Source organism: Salidesulfovibrio brasiliensis JCM 12178 (assembly GCF_001311825.1).
Taxonomy (GTDB): Bacteria; Desulfobacterota; Desulfovibrionia; order Desulfovibrionales; family Desulfovibrionaceae; genus Pseudodesulfovibrio; species Pseudodesulfovibrio brasiliensis.
This window is the reverse complement of record NZ_BBCB01000049.1, coordinates 1-22,534: the sequence shown is the minus strand read 5'-3', so window position 1 is coordinate 22,534 and position 22,534 is coordinate 1. Positions and strand designations below refer to the sequence as shown.

Sequence of the window (22,534 nt, the reverse complement as noted above, 5' to 3'; positions counted from 1 at the left end):
CCCACGTCTACAAAGAACGGACTGGCGGTCTCCATCCCCGGCACCAACGGCCTCTCCGGCCTCGACCTCGCGGCGGCCCTCGGGGCCTGCTGCGGCGAGCCGGAACGCAAGCTGGAAGTCCTTGCCACGGTAGACGAAGCGTGCGTCGAAGAGGCGCGCAAGGCCGTACAGGAAGGCCGGGTCGAGGTGAACCTCATGCCCGACGTGCACGGCCTGCACGTCAAGGCCCGCGCCACCGCAGGCGACCACGTGGCCGAATCCTTCATCGAGGGACTGCACGACAACATCGTCTCCCTGTCGCTGGACGGCAATCCCGTGGAAAGCCCGCTCATCACCCCCGGCTGCACGCCCGGCGGCTCGTCCAAGCTGGCCGAGTTCGAGGCGTGGCTCAAGACCCTGACCCTGCGTGACCTCGTGGCCCTCACCGACCAACTCGACGACGAGGACTTCCGTTTCCTGCGCCAAGGCGTGGACATGAACCTCGCGCTGGCGGAACAGGGCCTCAAGTTCGGCATGGGCCTCGGCGTGGGCAAGACCATGGAACGGCTGGTGCGCCAGAAACTGGTGAAGAAAGACATGATCCTCGCCGCGCGCATCCTGACCTCGGGCGCATCCGACGCGCGCATGGCCGGGGCCCCGCTGCCCGCCATGAGTTCCGGCGGCTCGGGCAACCACGGCCTCACCGCCATCCTGACCCTCTGGGCGGTCAAGGACTACCTCGATGTCACCGAGCGGCAGGTGCTGGAGGCCATCGCGCTCTCGCACATCATCACCGCCTACGTGAAGGCTTACACCGGCCGACTCTCCGCGGTCTGCGGCTGCTCGGTTGCCGCCGGCTCTGGCGCAACGGCGGGTGTCACCCACCTGCTTGGCGGAGACGTGCGCCACATCGCCGGGGCCATCACCAACCTCATGGAAGACCTCGCGGGCATCATCTGCGACGGGGCCAAGGCAGGCTGCGCCCTGAAGCTGGCCACCGCCGCCGGTACCGCCGTGCAGGCCGCGCTCTTCTCCCTGCAGGGCGTCAACGTACACTTCACCGACGGCATCATCGGCCTCTCGCCCGAGGACACCATGCGAAACGTGGGCACCCTGTCCACCGAGGGCATGATCGCCACGGACCGCACCATCCTGAACATCATGCTGGAAAAGAAATTCACCGACGTCTAGCCGGTGCCGCATACGACCTTACAAGGCCCCCTGACCGGCAATCCGGCAGGGGGCTTGTGCGTTTCAGGCCGCATCCGCCCGCCGAACCGGTCCTTTTTTCCGCCATGAATGCTCGTGCCGGGTGATTTCATTTGCCCGTCGGCCGCATTCCGGCTATGCTCCCAAACCGGTCCATTTCCCATGAGGCCCGTCTGGAACCGCAACCGAGGAGTAAGCCTTGAGCCTCGACATCCTTAATGAATTTCACAATCCCGACCTCTGTCGCAAGCTGCTCGACCAGTTGACATCCGAGCTGCAGGGCGAGCTGCGCTTCATGGAAGTCTGCGGCACGCACACCGTGGCCATCTTCCAGAGCGGGCTGCGCTCGCTGCTGCCCGAAGGCATCGTGCACCTCTCCGGCCCCGGCTGCCCGGTCTGCGTGACCCACGAATCCGAAGTGAACGCCTTTCTCGACCTCGCCGAGCGCGACGACGTCATCATCGCCACCTTCGGCGACCTGATGCGCGTGCCCGGTCACGGCGGCCGCAACCTCAAGGCCGCACAGGCGGACGGCGCCCGCGTGCAGGTCATCTACTCCCCGTTCGACGCGCTCAAGACCGCCGCCGAGAACCCGGACGCACCGTGGTCTTTCTCGGCGTGGGCTTCGAGACCACCGCGCCCACCATCGCCGGGACCATGATCATGGCCCGCCAGCAGGGGCTGACGAATTTCCGCGTGCTGCCGTTTCACAAGACCGTGCCCATCGCGCTGGCCGCGCTCATGGACGACGCCCAGACCCGCATCGACGGCTTCATCCTGCCCGGCCACGTCTCGGCGGTCATCGGGCTGGAACCCTACAGGTACATCGCCGACGACTACGACCGCAGCGCCATCGTCACCGGTTTCGAGCCGGTGGACATCCTCCAGTCGCTGCTGGACATGGTCCGCTGGCGCAACGAAGGTACCCCCAAGGTCACGAACAACTACACCCGCATCGTGGCCGACGGCGGCAACACCAAGGCCATGGACATCATGTATCAGGTCTTCCAGACCGGCGACGCCCTCTGGCGCGGCATCGGCATGATCCCCGGCTCGGGCCTCGACATCCGCGAAGAATGGGCGGACATGGACGCCAAGCGCGAGTTCGGCATCACCATCGAGGAAGTGCCGCCGCTTCCCGGCTGCAAGTGTGGCGAAGTGCTCAAGGGCATCATGACCCCCGACGAATGTCCGCTCTTCAAGAAGGCCTGCACCCCGGCCAAGCCGGTCGGACCCTGCATGGTCTCCACGGAGGGAAGCTGCGCCGCCTACTACAAATACAAGGTTGACTAACCATGAGTGACAAGATCCTACTCGACTACGGTTCCGGCGGGAAAGCCTCCCAGCGTCTCGTCTCCGAACTCTTCCTCAAGCACCTCGGCAACGACGAGCTCAACCGCCTGAACGACGCCGCCGAGCTGAACGTGTCCGGCCGCATCGCCGTGAGCACCGACTCCTTCACCGTGGACCCCATCTTCTTCCCCGGCGGCAACATCGGCTCGCTGGCCGTGCACGGCACCGTCAACGACGTGGCCATGCTCGGCGCCATCCCGCGCTACATCACCTGCGGCTACATCATCGAGGAAGGCCTGCCCGTCGCCGACCTCGAAAAGATCGTGGAAGCCATGGGCGAAGCCGCGCGCCACGCGGGCGTCAGCATCGTTTCCGGCGACACCAAGGTCGTACCCAAGGGCGCGGTGGACAAGATTTTCATCAACACCACGGGCATCGGCGACATCATCACCGAAACCCCGCCCGCTGGCGACCTCGCCAGACCCGGCGACGCCATCCTCATCAGCGGCACCATGGGCGACCACGGCCTGACCGTGCTCGGCACCCGCGAAGGCCTCGAATTCGAGACCAGCGTGGAGAGCGACTCGGCCGCGCTCAACCACCTGCTCATCAAGCTGGTGCAGGAAATCCCTGAAATCCACGTGCTGCGCGACCCCACCCGGGGCGGGCTGGCAACGACCATGAACGAAATCGCCATCAGCTCGGACGTCTGCTGCGAACTGGAAGAGGCGGGCATCCCCGTGCGGCCCGAAGTGGCTGGCGGCTGTTCCTTCCTCGGCCTCGACCCGCTCTACCTCGCCAACGAGGGCAAGTTCCTCTGCGTTCTGCCCGAGGAACACGCGGAAAAGGCCCTTCAGATCATGCAGGCCGACGACCTCGGCAAGGACGCCCGGCGCATCGGCACCGTGACCGACACAAACCCCGGCAAGGTGGTCATGATCACCAAGCTCGGCGGCAAGCGCCTGCTGAACATGCTCGAAGGCGAACAGCTCCCGCGCATCTGCTAGCCCGCGTATCCAGAAACACCAAAACGCCCCGCCGCTCTTTTGCGACGGGGCGTTTTTTGTCGGCCAACGGCGACCCTAGCAGTCGTCGAGGCAGCAGCCGCGAACCGCAGCAGGTTCGGCCCGGGAAAGGACGATCTGCAGGTTGTTGATGTGCCCGTAGGTGAACCCCGCCTCGCAGATGGACAGGTAGAAGTTCCACGTGCGCCGGAAGTAGTCGTCGAACCCGTGCTCGGCGATGGCCTCCCAGTTGGCGTTGAAGGCCTCGCGCCAGCGCCTCAGGGTGTTGGCGTAGTGCGGGCCGATGGCGTCCACGTTCTGCACCACCAGCGAAGTGCGCCGGGACGTGACCTCGCAGATGCGGGAGAGTGAGGGGAGCAGCCCGCCCGGGAAAATATGCTTGCGTATCCAGTCCATGCTCCAACGGTAGCGGTCATAGTGGGCGTCCTGAATGGTGATGGTCTGAATCGCCGCCAACCCGGACGGGGCCAGCAGTTCGTCAACTCTACGGAAGAACTGCGGGTGGTAGGCATGGCCCACCGCTTCAAGCATCTCAATGGACACGATCTTGTCGAATTGCTCGGTGATTCTGCGGTAATCCTGAAACCGAATCTCCACCAGCTCCTCCAGCCCGGCGGCACGGATGCGCTCCCGCGCGTGGTCATACTGCTCCTGCGAGACCGTGACCCCGGTGATGCGGCAGCCGCGCTCCCGGGCGATCTGTTCGGCAAACCCGCCCCAGCCGCAGCCGATCTCCAGCACATGATCGCCGGAACCGATGCCGATCTTGTCTGCCAGCATCCTGTTCTTCCGGCGCTGGGCATCTTCCAGCGGCTCCTCGCGGTCGCAGGGATTTCTGAACACGGCCGAAGAGTACATCATGGTCGGGTCGAGAAAACGGGAAAACAGCTCGTTGGAAAGGTCATAGTGCGCCGCGATGTTGCTGCGCGAGCCCTTTTCATCGTTGCGTGGCGCGAACTGGTGCTTGAGGTGCTGTAGCGCGCCGAACGTCCTGTTGACCGTGGCACCGACAGGCCCCGGAGCCGGGGTCTGGAGGTTGCGGTTGTGCAGAAAGAAGAGGATGACCTCCGTCAGGTCGGGCGTGTCCCAAAGCCCGTCGCAGTAGGTTTCCCCAAGGCCGATATCGCCGTGCAGCAGCACCTCCGGGTAAAATTGCGAATCGCGGACGTCCATACGCGCGCCCTTCTCGGCCTGCCCGAAGGTCATCTCGCGCCCGTCGGGCAGCTTCAGTTCAAGGCGGCCCTCGCTCATGCCGCGCAGCCGGGCAAGAACGATGTTGCGGGCCAGCCGCTGTTTCACAGTCGGTTTGGCGTCGTGTCGAATGGTCATGTCGCTCATGGGTTCCGGTTTGGGGTTGTAGCCGATCTTCTTGCCGAAATGGATTTTCCCCGCCTCCCACAGAATGCGCGGGAAGGTCAGATGCGTCAGGAACGGCCGGGTCAGGACGGTCTTCAGCAGGGCCGCGTCGCTCAAAGGCACTCGGTCACCCTCCTCGGTCAGGCTGGCCTCGAACGCCTTGCCGCCTTCGCGAAACAGGGTAACGGTCACGGAGAGCCGCTCCCTGATGTCGGAAAAATGAAACTCGTATTCCCCGGCGCGGTCAAAGAACGGAGAGACGTGAAACGTCTTCTTCGCATGGTAGAGCGCCGGGAACCCTTCGGCCTCGCCCGGACCGGGGAGCGGGTAGACGTGCTTTTCGCCAAAAGTGTTGTTGACCTCGGCCACGCAGGCCGCGAGGCTCCCCCCGCGAAATATCCAGTAGAAACAGACCGGGTTGAACACGTAGTTCATGTAGCGCGGGGACGTGACCAGATAGACGGTGTCCGCGTCCTCAAGCTCCATGCCCTGCCCGCGAAGCAATTCTGCCAGTTTATCTCGGATGGGCCCCGGTCCCTCGGTCAGGTAGTCCTTGTCCAAAAGCGAGGTGAGCTGAAAACCGTTGTGCCGGAACAGCCGCAGGGTCGCGTCCAGCTCCGGCAGGTCGTCGAGATCGATGAGGCAGGTCTGGACCGGATATTCAAAAGCGTGAGGCGTGGGCGAGAACCGCTCGTGCTTCACGCGGCAGCGCAGCAGGAAACTGTTCACAGCGACTCCCCGAACTGCCGGGCCACGCGCTCGCCGGAGCGCGCACCGTCCTCATGAAAACCATAGCCCTGATACGCGCCGCAGAAGAACGTGCGCCGCACGCCGTCGAGCATGTCCAGTTCGGCCTGCGTCCTGAGCGAAGCAAGCGAGTATTGCGGATGGTCGAGCACCACGTCCTCGATGGGCCCGCCCGCACCCGGCTCGCGCACCGGGTTGAGCGTGACGATGTACTCCCGCTGCGAGGCGATCTGCTGCAGCCTGTTCATATGATAGCTGACGCCCACCAGCGACTCCGGCGGCCGCTCAGGCTCCCGGATGAACACCCACGAGGCCCACGCCGAACGCTTCGGCGGCATGAAGCTCTCGTCCGAATGCAGCACCACGCGATTCGGGGCGTAACTCCACGGGGAAAGCAGCCGCCGCTCCTCGTCCGTCGGGTCGGTCAGCATGCCGAGGCTCACGTCCGCGTGCGTGGCCAGCACCACCGCGTCGAACGTCTCGGTCCGGCCGTCTGCCGTCACCGCCACGCCATCGTCGCTGCGCGTGACCGCACTCACCGGGGTGGAGGTGCGGACCTCTCCGGGGAAGCGCTTCTCGAACGCCCGCACGTAGGTCCGGCTGCCGCCCTTGACGTAAAACCACTGCGGCCGGTCCAGATAGTCGAGCAGCATGTGGTTGTCGAAAAACCGAATCAGGGCCTCGGCGGGAAACTCTCGCGATCTGCCGTCCGGCGCGGACCAGATGGCCCCGGCCATGGGCAGCAGGTAGTTTTCCTCAAACTCCCGGCTGTGACCTCGCCTGTCCATGTATTCGCCGATGGTCATTCCTTCGAGGCTGCCGTCCTTCAGGTCTTCGCGCGCCTCGCGGCTGAAACGGCGCATGCCCGAGACCATCTTCCAGAACGGCGGCGAGACAAGATTGCTCCAGCGCGCCAGCATCCCCCGCAGGCCGGTGCCCGCATACAGCATCCCGGACTGCGGGTCGTGATACGCAAAGGACATGTCCGATACAGCGCGCTCCACCCCCAGTTCGGAAATGAACCGGTTGAAGACAGGATAGTTGGGTTCGTTGAAAACGATGAAGCCGATGTCCACGGGCTGCTCGCCTCCGCCCCCGTCATCCACGCCCACCGTGTACGTGTGCCCGCCGAGCAGGCGTTCCCGCTCGAAAAGGACCACCTCGTTGGAACGAGAGATAAGGTGCGAGGCCACTATCCCCGAAATGCCGCCGCCGATGACAGCGATCCGGAGACCGCCCTTGGTGAAGTCGATGGATTTTTCAGACATGCTCCCCGTATACAACAAGAAAACCCCTATGGGAACACTCAGATTAACCGAATCGCCTTCTCGCCGCGATTCGGCGCATGGCCCATCTAACAGGATAGAACACCAGCGGCCCGACCACGGCCCACGCGCTGATCCAGCCCACGATGGCGTGAACAAGCGGCATCCCCAGCACCTCGAACGACCCGATGGGATCGGTCAGCACGATGGTCACGATCTCCGGCACCGACGTCTCGAAATGCTCCACCCCGAGAATCGTCTCCCCCAGCCGCAGGAACGGAATCATCAGCATATACTGAAACGGGGTGAACACCAGTGAGATCCCGCTCGTGATCGCCTTGTTGCAGCGAAACAGCCACGACAGCAGGATCGCCATGATCGGGTTGGTCCCGATCTGCGGCCACGTTGCCGACACGAATCCCACAATGACCGCCAGCGCGACCCGCTCCGCCGAAACGCCGCGCCGCAGCTCCCGCAGGACAGGCCCTCGCACCCGTCTGCGCCACAGCCGAACCGGCCAGATCGCTTCCTTTGATCCGGAATTCTCCATGCTCACCCTCTACGCTTTTTTTTTGGAAAAATCATGCTAGAGTCGCATTAATCTCATCCGTCTTTCCCAATGGAGGCAGATCATAATGGAGAACGCACGAACCATCTGGCTGACCGGGGCCACCAGCGGCATCGGCGAAGCCCTCGCCAAACGCTTTCTCAAAGAAGGCAGAAACGTCGCCCTCACCGCCCGGAACAGCCGAAAGCTCAAAACCTTTGTCGCACGCCTCGGCAATGACGAGTCGCTGCTTGCCGTGCCCGCCGACGTCACCAGTTCCGAACAGCTCGGGGCAGCTTACCGCTCCATCAAGGAGACATGGGGCGCGCCCGACATGGTCATCGCCAACGCAGGCACGCACATCAACATGCCCGCAAGCGAACTCACCGCAGAGAAATGCCGCACCCTCATCGACATCAACCTCGTCGGCGCAATCAACACCCTGCTCATCGGCCTGCCCGATATGCTTGAGCGCGGCAGCGGGCACCTCGTCGGCGTCGGCTCCCTCTCCTCATACCGTGGCCTGCCTCTGGCCGCTGCCTACGGTGCCACCAAGGCCGGACTCAACAACTTCCTGCAAAGCCTGCGTTTCGACGTGGAGACCTACGGGCTGCACGTCACCGCCATCAACCCCGGCTTCGTGAAAACCCCGCTTACCGACAGGAACACCTACCCCATGCCCCTCATCATCGAAGCCGACAAAGCCGCGGACTACATCTGGCGCGGCCTCGAAAAGCACAAAATGGAAATACACTTCCCGGCCGCCTTCTCATGGAGCTGCAAGCTCCTGAGGGTATTGCCCTACCCGCTCTACCACGCACTGGTGCGCCGCATCACCGGCAGCGCAAAAAGGAGAGGATAAAATGGATAAACTCATCATCCCCGTCTGCATGATGATGCTCATGGGATGCTCCGCCCCCAGCGCCGAAGAAAACGCCGCAGGCGGAACGCCCTTCACCCTCGAAACCTTCTTCACCGGCGAGCTCGACGCCCACGGCGTCATCCTTTCCAGAAACGGCAAGGTCCGGCGCTCCTTCAACGCGGTCATGCGAGGTGAATGGACCGAATCGGACGGGGCCCTCCAAGGCACCCTCACCGAGGACTTCGTCTTCAATGACGGCGAAAAACTCCAGCGACGCTGGACGCTCACCAAAACCGCCGACAACCGATACATCGGCACCGCGCCCGACGTGGAAGGCACCGCACAGCTCCAGACCGCAGGAAACGCCCTGCGCATGGACTATGACCTCACCGTGCCCGTCAGCGGCCGAAGCTTCGTCCTCAACGTCGAGGACTGGCTCTGGCTCATGGAACCAAACGTCGTCGTCAACAAGAGCATCATGAAAAAATGGGGATTCCGGGTCGGGGAAATCATCACCACCATCATCAAACGACCGGAAAGTGACTGATCGGCGGATACTTCCGGCGGGCAAGGCATTCAGTCCGCATGTAGGGAGCGGGTAACGAAACAAGGGCCAGCAGTTGAACGGACACTTGGAATCACGCAGTAATTTACAATCAAAGTAGTGCAATTAACCCTTTTTGGGAGGTCAGATGCTTCATTGGACCGTTGTTTTCTTCATTATTGCCATCGTGGCCGGAGTTTTCGGATTTGGCGGAACATCGGCGGCAAGTGCCTGCTGAACATGCTCGAAGGCGAACAGCTCCCGCGCATCTGCCAGCCAGCGTCTCCAGAAACACCAAAACGCCCCGCCGCTCTTTTGCGACGGGGCGTTTATTCGTCTTACAATAAATACAACTCTGGGCCGTTGGCGGATAGAACGCAATCAATCTGACAGCGGGATTGTCTGAAGGTGAAAACCATCTAAGCAGTGGGGGCTGGATTAAAACCTATAATCGTGTATTATTGAAAGTAGAACGTACTTTTAACCCCTTTTTGGGAGGTCAAATGCTTTTTTGGACAGTTGTTTTCTTCATCATTGCCCTGGTAGCAGGGATTTTCGGATTCGGCGGTATTTCCGCCGCTGCCGCAGGAATCGCCAAGTTGCTCTTTTTCATATTCATCATTGCATTCATCGTGTCTCTTATCATGGGTCGCCGACGCCGGATGCGCTAAAACTAAATCAACTCGTTTCCCCAACGACAACCTCAAGGAGAATTACCATGAAATGGATGAAGACACTTATTGCCGCACTGTGCCTGCTTTCCGTTCTGGCCGTGGCCGCAGGGTGCGAAAGCGAAGGCCCTGCTGAGAAGGCGGGCAAGAAAATCGACAGAGCCGTGAAAGACGCGGGCGATGCCATTGAAGACGCCGGAGACAAGATCGAAGACTCCGTGGACAACTGATCGACCGGCGTGGAGAACAGGCCATGCAGATACCGGACATTGACTGGTTGCGGGTGGGGTCACACCTGACCCACCTGCTGTTTGCCTACCTCCTGGCGCTGCCTATCGGCTGGGATCGTGAGCGAAGCGAAATACATTTCGGCATGCGCACGTTTCCGCTGGTGGCGGTCGTCACATGCGGGTTCATGCTCGTAGGCATGTCGGTGCTTGATTCCTCGGAATCGGAAGCCCGAGTTTTTCAGGGCATCGTCACGGGCATCGGCTTTCTGGGCGGGGGCGCAATCCTCAAGGATGGCGGTTCCGTAACAGGAACGGCCACCGCCGCGAGCATATGGAACACCGGGGCCATCGGCATAGCCGTCGCCTTCAACAGATATGAGATCGCCATCGCCCTGAGTGTGCTCAATTACATCACGCTACGTCTCGTGGGCGGTCTCAAGAACATCGCGAACAACGACGACAAGGAAAAGTCAAAGGAGTGAAGAAATGACATTTCATCTGGCGTTACAACCCTTGCTGGCCCTCGTGGCCGGGATACTGATTCTCGCCATGCCCAAGATGCTCAACTATATTGTTGCGGCCTACCTGATCGTCTTCGGTCTCATAGGCCTTTTCGGCTGAGTATCATGAAAAGCTCCGGCCCTCGCAAAAGGTGTGCGAGCCGGGCTTCCATCTTTGAGTACTGAAGCAAGGCAGGATCATCGGTGTTTTGACCTTGCCCGTTCTTTCGGGTTGGGTCGCAGTGGCATACATGGCGGGACCTGTGTTCGCCAGTACGGGAGGAGACGTATGCGGTGGTTTGTTTCATTCCTTTTGACGCTCACACTCTGGGCCTCTCCGGCTTTTTCTCAGGAGGCAGTCCGGTTTGCCACCGTGGAGTGGCAACCCTATGCAGGGGAGTATTTGCCGGAACATGGGATAGGCTCCGCAATCATCGCAGAGGCGTGCAAGCGGGCAGGGATTGAGGCCACCTTTCATTTCCTGCCATGGAAAAGGGCCATGGCCGAAGTTGCCACAGGCAAGTACGACGCCCTGTACAGCGCATATGACAGCAAGAGCAGGCGGGAAACCTATGCCATGTCCAAGCCATACCTGCACGGCCAGATGGTCCTATGCGCCAGAAAGGACAAAGAAATACACTGGGACGGAACGGTCGATTCTTTGCGCCCCTACAGTCTGGGCGTGGTTCTCGGATACGTGAACACGCCCGCAATAGATAAGGCCCACTTTCTTCAAAAGGATACGGCCCCGAGCGACCTGCTCAACTTGACGAAACTGCTCAAGGGCCGTCTGGACCTCGTTGTCATCGACCTGTATCAGGCCATCTATCTCCTCAAGAACAGCCCCGTTCTCATGGGCGGGGTTTCGGACGTGAAGTTCTTGAGTCCGGCCCTTGAGAAAAAGGGAATCCACGTCATGTTCTCGAAAGCGAACCCCGGCTGGGAGGACCTGCTGGAACGCTTCAACAAGGGCCTTGAACAGATTGAAGAAGACGGAACCAAGGACGCCGTCATGGCGAAACTCGGCTTTATTGACGACACGGAACTCGAGTAACTGCCGACTGTGAATTCACCCGTACCGGTTCTTCGGCGACTGAAGACATAAACGGAAAAACGGCCCGCCTTCTGGCGGGCCGTTCGTTGTTTTCATCTACCCGAGGATGGCCTTGAGGTCGTCTTCGGGGTTGCTGATGGGCTTGATGTCGTAGTTCTCCACGAGGAAGTCGAGGACGTTGGGGGTGATGAACGCGGGCAGGCTGGGTCCGAGCCTGATGTTCTTGATGCCGAGGGCGAGCAGCGAGAGCAGGATAGCGACGGCCTTCTGCTCGTACCAGGAGAGGACGAGCGAAAGGGGCAGCTCGTTGACATCGCAGTCGAACGCGTTGGCGAGCGCGAGGGCAATCTGCACTGCGGAGAAGGCGTCGTTGCACTGGCCCACGTCGAGAAGGCGGGGGATGCCGCCGATGTCGCCGAGCTGCTTGTCGAAGAAGCGGAACTTGCCGCAGGCGAGGGTCAGGATGACGCTATCCTGCGGGGCCTTTTCCACGAACTCGGTGTAGTAGTTGCGTCCGGGCTTGGCGCCGTCGCAGCCCGCCACGAGGAAGAAGTGGCTGATGTCGCCGCCCTTGACGGCTTCGATGACCTTGTCCGCCACGCCGAGCACGGCGTTTCTGGCAAAGCCGACCATGACGGAACCCTTGTCCTCGTCGGCGGTGAAGCCGGGCATTTCCAGAGCCTTTTCGATGACCGGAGTGAAGTCTTCGTTACCGACGTGGGTTACGCCGGGCCAGCCGACGAGGCCGGTGGTGAAGATATTGTCGTGATAGGCCTTGCCGGGCTTCTGGATGCAGTTCGTGGTCATCAGGATTGCGCCGGGGAAGTCGGCAAACTCACGCTGCTGGTTCTGCCATGCAGTGCCGTAGTGACCGTGGAAGTGGGGGTACTTCTTGAGCTCGGGGTAGCCATGACAGGGCAGCATCTCGCCGTGGGTGTAGATGGTGATGCCCTTGCCTTCGGTCTGCTTGAGCAGGGTTTCGAGGTCCTTGAGGTCATGTCCGGACACGACGATGGCCTTACCGGCCTTGGGTCCGAGGGGAACCTCGGTGGGCACGGGATGGCCGTAGGTGCCGGTGTTGCCCGCGTCGAGCAACTCCATGGCCCGGATATTGGTATGCCCGGTCTTGAGGGCGTTTTCCACCCACAGGCCGAGGTCGAGGTCGCTGCGAAGTGTGTCGGCCAGCAGTTCCTGACAGGCCTTGTAGAGCTCCGGGTCCTCCTGTCCGAGAATGGCTGCGTGGTCGGCGTAGGCGGCGATGCCCTTGATGCCGTAGACGACGGTCTGCTTGAGGGACTTGATGTCGGCGTCCGGCTCGGGGTCGTTTTCGATGCCGTGGGCTTCACCCTGCGCGATCAGGCCCTCGAGGTCGGCGGCGGGCTGGAACTCGGCCGCGGGGTGCCACTCGGGACTCACTCCCTTGATGGCGAGGTTCTGCTTGATCTTCTCGCGACGCTTGACGGCCTCCTCGATGAGGGGCTTGAAGCGTTCATCGTCGAAATTGACGTTGGTAAGCGTGGAAAAGAGGGCGCGGGCGAAGAAGTGCCCGTCCTCGGGACAGTCGATGCCGTTTTCCCGGGCGGTCACGGCCACCTGGGAGAAGCCCTGCATGGCATAAACGAGCAGGTCCTGCAGAGCGGCGGTGGCAGGCTGCTTGCCGCACACGCCCATCTTGCTGCATCCCTGTCCCTTTGCCGTCTGTTCACACTGATAACAAAACATATACTTACTCCTTGGTGGGTTTTAAGATTCATCTCCTACCGTGATCGAACCTTATGACTACTCCTCCCAGCACAACATGACTTGAGTCAAAATGACGTTATTATTTTCCAAATAGCCGATAATCACATTCGCATTGGAAAAAATATCCGGTTCTGATAAGTCTTACGGGCAAGTTGTGACGAGGACGGGCATGAAAAGGAAAGCAGCGATTATCATTGTCGTTTTGGCGACATTCCTCTGGACATTCGACGCCGACGCGCGCCGGACGTCCAAGCGGGTTCTGCTGCTCAATTCCTATCATCAAAACCTCGCGTGGGTGGAGAACATCAACCGCGGGGTCATCGACGTTCTGCGCCCGACCGAGACCGGGATGGAGCTTCTTGTCGAGAACATGGACACCAAGCGTGTCGAGTACAGCGAGGAGTACAAGAAGCAGCTTCACGAGGTCTACGCCCATAAGTACGCAAAAATGCGTCCGGACCTCGTGCTGGCCAGTGACAACAACGCGTTCGAGTTCCTCAAGGAATACCACGAAGAGCTTTTCAAGGACGTCCCGGTTGTCTTTTGCGGGGTGAACGATTTCCGCGAGGAGATGCTGCGGGACCAGCCCCTCTTCACCGGGGTGTCCGAAGAAGTTGACGCGCTCGAGACCGTGCGGGTGCTGCTGAAGCTGCAACCCTCCACCACCCGTATTTTCGTCATCAATGACGACACACCCACCGGCCGCGCCTGGGAAAGCGACATGCGCAAACAGCTCGGCAGGCTGGGCAACCATATCAAGCTCACCTACGCCCGGCCCATGAGCTTCGACTCCCTGCTCACCCTCGTTTCCAGCCTTGAACCTGATACGGTGGTGCTTCTGGGCGCGTACTTCCGCGACAGCCTGAAACGGTACATCGGCGGCAAGGAGGCGGTGCGGCAGATATCCGAGGCCAGCCGCGTTCCCGTCTTCGGCCTGCTGGACTTCGCCCTCGGCAACGGCATCGTGGGCGGCATGCTGACAAGCGGCTACCGACAGGGACAGGCCATGGCACAGCTCGGGCTTCTGGTCCTCTCGGGCAGGCACCCGGAAGACCTGCCTGTCATCACCACCGGTCTTGTCTCGCCCCAGTACGACTACACCCAGCTCAGACGCTTCGGCATGGACCCCTCTGACCTTCCGCCCGACAGCGACATCATCAACATGCCCCGCTCCTTCTATGAGCAGCATTACCTCGCGCTTTACGGCATCGGCATTTTTCTGGCCGTCCAGACGCTCGTCATCCTTTTTCTGGCCGTCAACATCACCCGCCGCAAGCAGGCGGAGAACAGCCTGCGCCGAATCCGCGAAGATCTGGAACTGCGCGTGCGTGAACGCACTTCGGAACTCAAGGAGTCCGAAGAGGCGCTGCGCGTTGTCTTCGACAGCACTCACGACGGCATCATCGTGCATACGCCAGAGGGATTTATCCTCGACGCCAACCAGGGCATGCTGGACATGTTCGGCATCAAGCGCCGGGACCTGCCCACACTGTCCATCACGCGCGACATCTGCAGCCGGAGCTGTCCGCTGCACCAGCTCTCCGCCATGTGGCGGGAAGTTGCCGCCGGGGCGGACCATACGTTTGAATGGGTGGCACGCCGCCCCATCGACGGCACCGAGTTCGACGTCGAAATCCACCTGAGCCCGATCCTGTTCCGCAAGCGCGCAGCCATACTCGCCAACGTTCGCAATATCTCGGAACGCAAGCACTCGGAAAACCGCCTTCGACAGACGCTCTCGAAACTGGAGGCGATTCTGGACAACTCGCTCATGGGCATCGCCATGACCCGGGGCGAGATTGTGGAAACCATCAACCAACGCGGGGCCGAAACCTTCGGGTACACCCCGGAAGAGGTTGAAGGGGCCAACTGGGCCGAACTCATCGAGCCAAGCGACGGGCACGAGATACTGGTCCGGGAAACCACCAAGAGCCTTTCCGTAACCGGCGAATACCTGACCGAACGGCTGCTTACGGGCAAGGGCAATCACGCCTCATGGTGCCGCATGTATGCCAAGGCCGTGGACATGCGCGACCTCTCCAAGGGCGTGATCTGGGCGTGGGACGACATTACGGACATCAAGACCGCCGAGGACGAGCTTCGGGCAACGCGCGAGCAGGCCCTGAACGCCAACCGGGCCAAGACCGAATTCCTCGCGGCCATGAGCCACGAAATCAGAACGCCCATGAACGCCATCGTGGGCATGACCGAGATCACGCTGCAAACGGAACTCGCCGAGGACCAGCGCGACTATCTTCTCACCGTCAAGGAATCGGCCGACCACCTCCTCCAGATCATCAACGACATTCTGGATCTTTCCAAAATCGAGGCCAAAAAACTGGAACTCGACAACGTGGACTTCGACCTGCCGAGGCACATGACGACCACGATCAAGGCGCTGGAGGTTCAGGCGGCGCAGAAAGGGCTGGACCTCACGCTCGACATCAACGAGAACGTCCCCGTCTGCGTCAAGGGCGACCCGGTCTGCCTGCGGCAAGTGATCGTCAACCTCGTGGGCAACGCCATCAAGTTCACCCACAACGGGCATGTCGCGGTACGGGTGTTTCCGGGCGAAACCCAACTGGATGACGAGGGCTGCAAACGCCATGAGCTTCGCTTTGAGGTCGAGGATTCCGGCATCGGCATACCGCCGGAGTTCATGGACTCCATCTTCCAGAGCTTCAGCCAGAACACGCGGGCATACGGTGGCACCGGCCTCGGTCTTTCCATCTGCCGCGAGATCATCAAGCTCATGGGCGGCAGCATCTCTGTGGAGAGCGAAGCAGGACGGGGCAGCACCTTCCGCTTCACCGTCTACATGCAGCCCGGCCTGACCTGCCCCGGCATAAAGACCACGGCCCCATTGCCTGCCGCGAGCGACGGCAAGGCCCTGCACATCCTGCTTGCCGAGGACAACCCGGTGAACGTCATGGTAACCGCCCTGCGGCTGGAAGAGATGGGCCACACCCACGACGTGGCCCAAAACGGTGAAGAAGTGCTCGAAATGCTCCGAAGCACCTCCTACGACATGATCCTCATGGACGTGGAGATGCCCGTAATGGACGGCCTGAGCGCAACGCGCAGCATCCGGGCCGCCACGCCGGAGATGGGCATCCTCGACCCGGAGATTCCCATCATCGCCATGACGGCCCACGCCCTCAAGGAATTCCGCGACAAATGTCTGGAGGCGGGCATGAACGCCTATGTCTCCAAGCCGGTGGACTTTGAGGAACTGATGGGCATCATGAACAGGTTACGCAAGGACACTGCAACCGTTCTGGTAACGTCCCACGAAGAACAGGAGGCACCGGAACCGATGCCCGAGCCGCCTGTCCCGGACCCTGTGCCGGCAGACGAACCGGAACCCCGGCGCCCCGGAATTCCAGACAGTCTCGGACTGGACCCGACCATGCTTACCGACCTTGTCCGGACCGGCATCGCCGAAGCGCACCGCCTCGCCGAACGCGTCAGGGACGAGCTTTCCCGCGAGCTGCGCATGGAAGCCAAGAAAACCCTGCGGACCATCGGAAACATCTGCCGCGTCATCGGTGCCCACAACTGCTCCGCGTTCGCCGACCAGACCGAAGCCGCATGCCGCATTGCCCCGGAGGACGAAATCCTCGCCCGCCTCTCTTCGCTTCTGGCATGCTCGACGAGCTTGCCGAGGAAAACAACGCATAGATACGATCATTCTTTATCATGGAGTTGCAGCAGCAATGCCGTGATGATAGCGTTTCCTGTGATCACAAGGAGGCAAGCGCAATGACATCCTACCCGGCTCTCCGTAAATTCGTTGCTCCCGAACTCATTTTCGGCATCGGTGCGGCCGAACTCGCCGGACAGCACATAGCCAACCTTTCTGCCAGAAAAGTCCTGTTTGTGACGGATGAAGGCATGCTCAAAACGCCGTGGCCGCAGATGGTCATGGACAGCCTCAGCGATGAGGGAGTGAGCTACACCCTTTTCTCGAACGTGACCCCCAACCCGCGCGACAGCGAAGTAATGAACGGCGCGGAGGTCTTTCAGAAGAACCGCTGCGAGGCCATCGTGGTCGTGGGCGGAGGAAGCGCCATCGACTGCGCCAAGGCCATCGGCATCGTCAACACCAACCGCCAGAACGTTCTCGAGTTCGAGGGCGTGGACATGGTCGGCCATCCCGGCCCTCCGCTCGTATGCGTGCCGACCACCTCCGGTTCCGCAGCAGACGTCTCCCAGTTCTGTATCATCAACGACACCGCCCGGAAGGTGAAAATCGCCATCGTCAGCAAGACCATGGTGCCCGACGTCTCACTCATCGACCCCCTGCTCACCACGACAATGAGCCCGGAACTGACCGCTCACACCGGACTCGACGCCCTGACCCACGCAGTGGAGGCATACGTCTCAAATGCCAACTCGCCGTTCACGGACCTGCATGCGCTGGAATCAGTACGCCAGAGCGCGACCCACCTCCAGACCGCCATTGAGGAGCCGCAAAATCTGGACGCCCGCTCAGGCATGTCGCTGGCAAGCACCTACGCGGGGCTGGCCTTTTCCAACGCTATCCTCGGCGCGGTCCACGCCATGTCCCACAGCCTCGGCGGGATGCTGGACCTGCCGCACGGGCTGTGCAACGCCATCCTGCTGGACCACGTCATCGAATTCAATTTCGAGGCCGTGCCCGAACGCTATTCGAATCTGGCCCGCGCCCTCGGCGCCGACATCCCGGAAGACATGCCCGTCAAGGACGCAAAGGCGGCCACCCTTGAGGCGTTCCGGGACATTAAAAAGCGCTGCGGCGTCGAGGTGACGCTTGCGGAACTCGGCGTGGGGGAAGAAGAGATAGCCGCATTGGCCGCAACCGCCATCAACGACCCGTGCATGCTGACCAATCCGAGGCAGGCCATAGCCGCGGAACTGGAGGGGGTGTATGGCAAGGCGCGATGAGTCGGGCGAAACCCAAAGGGACAGGCTCATCGGTCTGGGCCGCCGCTCCATCGCGAAAAGCTACTACCCGGAGTTGCGGCGAAGGCTTGACGAACTCGAAATGTTCCGCGCCCTGCTCGACAGGATCAACGATGCCATCTTCATCCTCGATGTGCTCACCGGGGACATCGTGGACGTTTCCGGCTCCCTGCAGGACCGCTACGATTGCGCGCCCGAGGACCTGATCGGCGTTCCGTTCCGGGAGCTCCTGCCTCCACACGTCGCCCGCTACGTCAACGAAATCCTGAACAGCGAGTCGGGCGTCACCCGTCTGGAGACGGAGCTGCATTGCCCCGGTTCCCTGAAATGGACCCCGGTGGACATCAGCATCCAGATCCCCGAAGGCCTCGACCCGCCTCGAGCGGTTGTGGTGGCCCGAGACATTTCGGAAAGGAAACGCGCCGAAGAGGAGCTCAAGCGGATCAACATGGAGCTGGAACAGCGCGTCATGGAGCGCACCCGCGCGCTGCACAAGGCCAATCAGGCCAAGAGCGAGTTCCTTTCCATCGTTTCGCACGAACTGCGAACGCCCCTGACATCCATCATCGGGTTCGCCAAAATAATGGATCGCCGCCTGAAACGCTCGATCATTCCAGAGGTGGAGTCCGATCACACAGACCTCCTCCCTTCGCTGGAGAAAATGCGACATAACCTCAACGTGGTGGTCTCCGAGGGCGACAGGCTCACCAACCTGATCAATGACCTGCTGGACGTTGCCAAGCTGGAGGCCGGGGGCATGGAATACCACACCGTGGAGATGGACGTGCCGGAACTGCTCCGCCGCGCCTCGGACTCGGTATCCGGGCTCCTGGAGAGCAGTGGCATCGAACTGAAAATCAACGCGGAAAGAGACATTCCGCCCGTCATTGCCGACAGGGACCGCATTCTTCAGGTGGTCATCAACCTGCTCTCAAACGCCATCAAATACGCCTCGGGAGAACCCGTGGAGCTTTCCGCCACACAGGAGAAAGATGGCATCCGCATCGCCGTGCGCGACCACGGCCCGGGCGTCCCCGAACATCTGAGGGAAAGCATCTTCGACAAGTTCATCACACAGGCGCATGCCGCTGAACGCGCCCCCATGAAAGGCACCGGCCTCGGCCTGACCATCTGCAAGCACATCGTGGAAGCCCACGGGGGGAGCATCAGCATCAACACCCCGGAAGACGGCGGCAGCGAGTTCTTCTTTACCCTGCCCACACAGCCGGGATAGCGGCGAAGACGCCCTTGCGGACGCCTTCGCCTGCCGATGCCGGGATACTAGCCGATATTCTCGAAGCAACGCTCAACGTGCGTCTCTTCCATCTTTTGCGTGAAGCTGCTGACCACAAAAGCCAGCACCAGCGAGATGGGCAGCGCGACCACGTTGGGGTCCACCCACTGCATAAGCCAGAGCGATGATCCCTTGGCCGCACCCGCAGCCAGAGAGTCCATGCCGAAGAGCGCTTTGCTCAGCCCGATGGCCTGTGACTCCTTGAGATGCACGAAAAGCAGCCAGAACATGGAGGTGGCAAATCCGCCCACCATGGACACCACGGCCCCTGCCCGGGTCATGCCCTTCCAGTACAGGCCGAGACAGTACGCGGGCAGAAACGCCGCAGCGCACAGACCGAAGAAGAAGGCCGTTGCGCGCGCAATGACCGAGGCCGGAAGAATCCACGCCCATGCCAGCGCAGCCAGCACGGTCAGCGTCACGCCGAAGCGGGACGACAGCACCGATCCGGCGCGGCCGCGAACATTCTCCCAGATGTCTCGCGAAAGCGAGGTGCCGCCCACATGGTACTGCGAGGACAAGGTGCTCATGGCCGCCGCGAACATGCCGAGCAGGAACAGCCCCGCGAACCACGGCGGCATGACCTTCTCGATGTAGATGGGAATGATCTTGTCCATGTTTCCCGCTGCCATGGCGATGGATATCTTGCCGAACTTTTCCATGAACACGGCGTTGGAAAGCGCGCCCACGGTGAAGGCCACGCCGGTCATGAGCGGGATGAAAATGCCGCCCACCAGCACGGCGCGGTTCAGTTCGCGGTCGCTGGGCACGGTCATGAACCGCACCGCGAGTTGCGGCTGGGCCAGCACCCCGATGCCCACGCCGTAGACGATGGTGGTGTAGATGACCAGCCAGAGCGGGCTGCCGAACCGGGCTCCCTGCGTCCAGCCTTCCATGCCGCCGAGCTTGAGCTTCTCGGGCATGAGCGGGGCCAGCTTGGCCAGCGCGGAATGCGCCTCCGTCACACCGCCGAGCATGGCATAGGTGCCCACCAGCAGAATAATCATCATCAGGGCCATGATGAGCGCCTGAAACGCATCGGTGTACATGACGGCTTTCAGCCCCCCGCTGATGACATAGATGGCCAGCAGCACGGTCATGCCCACCAGCGCGGCCTCATACGGCACGCCAAGGGAAATCTCCAGAATGCGGGAGATGCCGATGAGCACGGCAGCCGCATAGATCGGGATGAACAGAAAAATGATGCCCCCGGCAAAACTCTGAATGAAGGAGGAGCCGTAACGCCTGCCGAGCAGTTCCGGGAAGGTGTGGCTGTTCAGGGAGAGCCCCATGCGTCTCGTGCGCTTGCCGAACCCGACCATGGCCACGAAAACCCCCACAAAGATGGTCAGGAAGGTCAGCCAGAGCAGCGGAAAGCCGAACAGCCCGGCCGCGCCCCCGAAGCCGACGATGGCCGAGGTGGAAACAAAGGTGGCTCCGTAGGAAAGGGCCATGACCCACGGCGACATCTGACGCCCCGCCAGCATGTAGTCCGTGGGCCGCTTGGTGGTCTGCCACCCCTTGTATCCCAGATACATGACCACGCAGAGATACAGAAGGATGGCGATAGCCTTGGAGATCATGACTACTCCTCCCCGTCCCGGCTGACCTGTTTTCGGCCGCTCTCGTTCCAGTTCCTGATTCCATAGACGACACACCATGCCGAAGCGGCAAGGCACAGCCACAAAGCAGCGGCAGGTTCAATGGTGTCGAAACCCAGCATCAAGGCCTCCTCATTGTTGTGGGCCGGAAGCTTGAGCCGGGGCAGAAAGAAAACGGGCCGCCGGCTTTCGCCTGCGGCCCGTTGTTTGCGTTGTCTTTCAGGCGCTTATGCCTGTGACGCAACCTCCGAACCGCAGGTGCCGGTAAAAAAGAAGAAAAAGAAAAAGAATCCGAAAAATTCGGCTAGGAAAAGGTGGGTAAACCGGGAGCTGCGGGACTCGTGGTTCGTCATACCGGGGAGATAGCAAAATTATACGTCGTCGGTCAAGTAACCGTTTGCAACTCTATGCGCGGCTTCGGCAGTGAGGCCGGTCGTTCCGTCAAAACGCCGGGCGGTCGCCGCAAGCTCCGCAGCAAAACCGGCAAGCCCCTCTTTGGCGTACGGCGCGGCAAAGCACTGCATTCCTTCACGGATGCGGGAGATGACCTCTTCCTGAACCGGACCGGGAGCCTCAGGGACTTCCACGCCGCCCGGACCGATGTCCACGGCGGACAGCGCATGGTCCGCAGCCGCTTCCCCGGCGCGCTTGCCGAAGACCTGCGTTGCCAGCACCATGGCCCCGCCCAGCCGGTTGGCCCCGTGCATCCCGGTGGCGCATTCGCCCACGGCAAACAGGCCCGGAACGCTCGTCTCACCGTTAAGGCCGATTATCGCACCGCCGTTGCCCGCATGAGCCATGGGTGCGACCTCGACAACACCTTTGGAGGTCCGGACCGTGACAAACCCGTCATCGGCCGCGTGATCGGAAAGCCAACGATCAATGACGGTGTCGGGCCTGCCGATGAAGGCCGGGCAATGCGTCCTGCGCATGGACAGCAAGTCCGGATCGAACTCCGGCGCTATCTCCCTGCCGTCTGCGATAATGCGGGCCTCGGGACCAGCGAGGCTGGCGGGACAGACATACTCCTTGTCCCTCGTATACCAGAGAAACTGGAGACATCCGGTATTCCTCAGTTCGCAACCGGCACGTTGCAGCAGTGCCGGAGAGGTGCCGTCGTTGGCCGGGCCGCAGACCCGGTGCCGAAACAGCGGGGCCGGACCGCCTGCCGCCATGATGACAGCGCGCGCCCTGATGACCACTCGCTGCCCTGCCCCGTCGAGCCCCCAGACGCCATGGCATCCAGCCTCTCCCACAAGCAGGCCGAGCACAGTGATGTCGCTGTTGAAATTCACGCCCACGGTGGCGGCGCGATGCTCAAATCTGGCAAAGGTTTGGCGGAGGCCATCAAATATGTACGCTCCGGGGCGGCGGCTTCCGCAGCCGGGAAACCGTTTGAGTCCTTCGGCGTCGCCCCGGAAACGAAGGCCGAGAGCAAACATCTCCTCAAAGCGTTCTCTGCCCTCTTCGGCCAGAATCTGCACCAGTTTCGCGTCCACGAAACCGGGGCGGCCGAGGTCGAGCACCTCTTGAACAAAGGCCTCGCGCTCGGCGTCGTCGAGCGGGACCTGCACGCCAAGGGCGTCATTGCGGTTGGCAAAGGATGACCCGGAGGGACCGGGACGACGGCAGGCCACCAGCACGGCGCAGGTCGGACACGCCTCGCGCGC

20 protein-coding genes and 1 pseudogene are annotated in these 22,534 nt (G+C 61.6%); 14 read left to right on the top strand and 7 right to left on the bottom strand.

What is annotated here, in order from left to right; genetic code table 11:
- The 3 genes and pseudogenes from JCM12178_RS11730 to hypE all read left to right on the top strand — a co-directional run.
- The coding region (locus JCM12178_RS11730) for an L-cysteine desulfidase family protein (RefSeq protein ID WP_054651593.1) at positions 1–1,170 on the top strand (1,170 nt) is incomplete at its 5' end.
- Between the two features lie 313 nt (positions 1,171–1,483).
- A pseudogene (hypD, locus tag JCM12178_RS11725) lies at positions 1,484–2,481 on the top strand (hydrogenase formation protein HypD).
- A gap of 2 nt (positions 2,482–2,483) precedes the next feature.
- On the top strand, positions 2,484–3,488 hold the full coding sequence (gene hypE / locus JCM12178_RS11720; RefSeq protein ID WP_054651591.1) for a hydrogenase expression/formation protein HypE: 1,005 nt from the start codon (positions 2,484–2,486) through the stop codon (positions 3,486–3,488).
- 75 nt (positions 3,489–3,563) lie between these two features.
- On the opposite strand, the gene JCM12178_RS11715 is transcribed toward hypE, so the two are convergent.
- From JCM12178_RS11715 to JCM12178_RS11705, 3 genes are read right to left on the bottom strand one after another with little or no spacing between them, the layout of a single operon-like run.
- Positions 3,564–5,591: a DUF1365 family protein gene (locus JCM12178_RS11715; RefSeq protein WP_054651589.1), complete on the bottom strand. Its 2,028-nt coding sequence runs from the start codon at positions 5,589–5,591 to the stop codon at positions 3,564–3,566.
- Positions 5,588–6,877 carry an NAD(P)/FAD-dependent oxidoreductase gene (locus tag JCM12178_RS11710; protein ID WP_054651587.1) on the bottom strand — a complete coding sequence of 430 codons (1,290 nt, stop codon included), beginning with the start codon at positions 6,875–6,877 and terminating at the stop codon, positions 5,588–5,590. The genes JCM12178_RS11715 and JCM12178_RS11710 overlap by 4 nt, the downstream gene beginning before the upstream one ends.
- A 43-nt stretch (positions 6,878–6,920) precedes the next feature.
- Positions 6,921–7,424: a DUF2062 domain-containing protein gene (locus tag JCM12178_RS11705; protein ID WP_083465898.1), complete on the bottom strand. Its 504-nt coding sequence runs from the start codon at positions 7,422–7,424 to the stop codon at positions 6,921–6,923.
- An 85-nt stretch (positions 7,425–7,509) separates the two neighbouring features.
- Here JCM12178_RS11705 and JCM12178_RS11700 point away from each other — a divergent pair, with 85 nt between their 5' ends.
- The 8 genes from JCM12178_RS11700 (at position 7,510) to JCM12178_RS11680 (ending at position 11,282) form a co-directional block, all read left to right on the top strand.
- A complete protein-coding gene (locus JCM12178_RS11700; protein WP_054651583.1) occupies positions 7,510–8,283 on the top strand; it encodes an SDR family NAD(P)-dependent oxidoreductase in 774 nt (257 codons plus the stop codon).
- Position 8,284: 1 nt separating this feature from the next.
- Positions 8,285–8,830 carry a DUF3833 domain-containing protein gene (locus JCM12178_RS11695; protein WP_054651581.1) on the top strand — a complete coding sequence of 182 codons (546 nt, stop codon included), beginning with the start codon at positions 8,285–8,287 and terminating at the stop codon, positions 8,828–8,830.
- 145 nt (positions 8,831–8,975) lie between these two features.
- On the top strand, positions 8,976–9,065 hold the full coding sequence (locus tag JCM12178_RS21005) for a DUF1328 domain-containing protein (protein ID WP_083465897.1): 90 nt from the start codon (positions 8,976–8,978) through the stop codon (positions 9,063–9,065).
- Between the two features lie 160 nt (positions 9,066–9,225).
- Positions 9,226–9,498 carry a DUF1328 domain-containing protein gene (locus JCM12178_RS21275; protein ID WP_439646708.1) on the top strand — a complete coding sequence of 91 codons (273 nt, stop codon included), beginning with the start codon at positions 9,226–9,228 and terminating at the stop codon, positions 9,496–9,498.
- Between the two features lie 47 nt (positions 9,499–9,545).
- Positions 9,546–9,728 carry a hypothetical protein gene (locus JCM12178_RS11690; RefSeq protein ID WP_054651579.1) on the top strand — a complete coding sequence of 61 codons (183 nt, stop codon included), beginning with the start codon at positions 9,546–9,548 and terminating at the stop codon, positions 9,726–9,728.
- A gap of 23 nt (positions 9,729–9,751) precedes the next feature.
- On the top strand, positions 9,752–10,210 hold the full coding sequence (locus JCM12178_RS11685; protein ID WP_054651577.1) for an MgtC/SapB family protein: 459 nt from the start codon (positions 9,752–9,754) through the stop codon (positions 10,208–10,210).
- A 4-nt stretch (positions 10,211–10,214) separates the two neighbouring features.
- A complete protein-coding gene (locus JCM12178_RS17835; RefSeq protein ID WP_083465895.1) occupies positions 10,215–10,349 on the top strand; it encodes a DUF3096 domain-containing protein in 135 nt (44 codons plus the stop codon).
- Positions 10,350–10,517: 168 nt separating this feature from the next.
- A complete protein-coding gene (locus tag JCM12178_RS11680) occupies positions 10,518–11,282 on the top strand; it encodes a substrate-binding periplasmic protein (RefSeq protein WP_054651575.1) in 765 nt (254 codons plus the stop codon).
- A 96-nt stretch (positions 11,283–11,378) separates the two neighbouring features.
- Here the strand turns inward: JCM12178_RS11680 and hcp are convergent, their stop codons facing one another.
- On the bottom strand, positions 11,379–13,004 hold the full coding sequence (gene hcp / locus JCM12178_RS11675; RefSeq protein ID WP_054651573.1) for a hydroxylamine reductase: 1,626 nt from the start codon (positions 13,002–13,004) through the stop codon (positions 11,379–11,381).
- A 190-nt stretch (positions 13,005–13,194) separates the two neighbouring features.
- Here hcp and JCM12178_RS11670 point away from each other — a divergent pair, with 190 nt between their 5' ends.
- Genes JCM12178_RS11670 through JCM12178_RS11660 form a run of 3 tightly spaced genes read left to right on the top strand, consistent with a single transcriptional unit; the run spans position 13,195 to position 19,203 of the window.
- Positions 13,195–16,791, top strand: a complete 3,597-nt coding sequence (locus JCM12178_RS11670) for an ATP-binding protein (RefSeq protein WP_054651571.1) — start codon at positions 13,195–13,197, stop codon at positions 16,789–16,791.
- Complete coding sequence (gene ercA / locus JCM12178_RS11665; RefSeq protein ID WP_054651569.1) at positions 16,788–17,951, top strand: alcohol dehydrogenase-like regulatory protein ErcA; 1,164 nt, start codon at positions 16,788–16,790, stop codon at positions 17,949–17,951. Before JCM12178_RS11670 ends, ercA begins: the two co-directional genes overlap by 4 nt.
- Positions 17,935–19,203 (top strand): PAS domain-containing sensor histidine kinase, encoded by a 1,269-nt coding sequence (locus JCM12178_RS11660; RefSeq protein ID WP_054651567.1) that lies wholly within the window; start codon positions 17,935–17,937, stop codon positions 19,201–19,203. Before ercA ends, JCM12178_RS11660 begins: the two co-directional genes overlap by 17 nt.
- Positions 19,204–19,250: 47 nt before the next feature.
- On the opposite strand, the gene JCM12178_RS11655 is transcribed toward JCM12178_RS11660, so the two are convergent.
- The 3 genes from JCM12178_RS11655 to JCM12178_RS11650 all read right to left on the bottom strand — a co-directional run.
- A complete protein-coding gene (locus JCM12178_RS11655) occupies positions 19,251–20,846 on the bottom strand; it encodes a sodium:solute symporter family protein (protein ID WP_054651565.1) in 1,596 nt (531 codons plus the stop codon).
- A gap of 2 nt (positions 20,847–20,848) precedes the next feature.
- Positions 20,849–20,986 carry a symporter small accessory protein gene (locus tag JCM12178_RS18730; RefSeq protein ID WP_172677124.1) on the bottom strand — a complete coding sequence of 46 codons (138 nt, stop codon included), beginning with the start codon at positions 20,984–20,986 and terminating at the stop codon, positions 20,849–20,851.
- 249 nt (positions 20,987–21,235) lie between these two features.
- The coding region (locus tag JCM12178_RS11650) for an FAD-binding protein (protein ID WP_054651563.1) at positions 21,236–22,534 on the bottom strand (1,299 nt) is incomplete at its 5' end.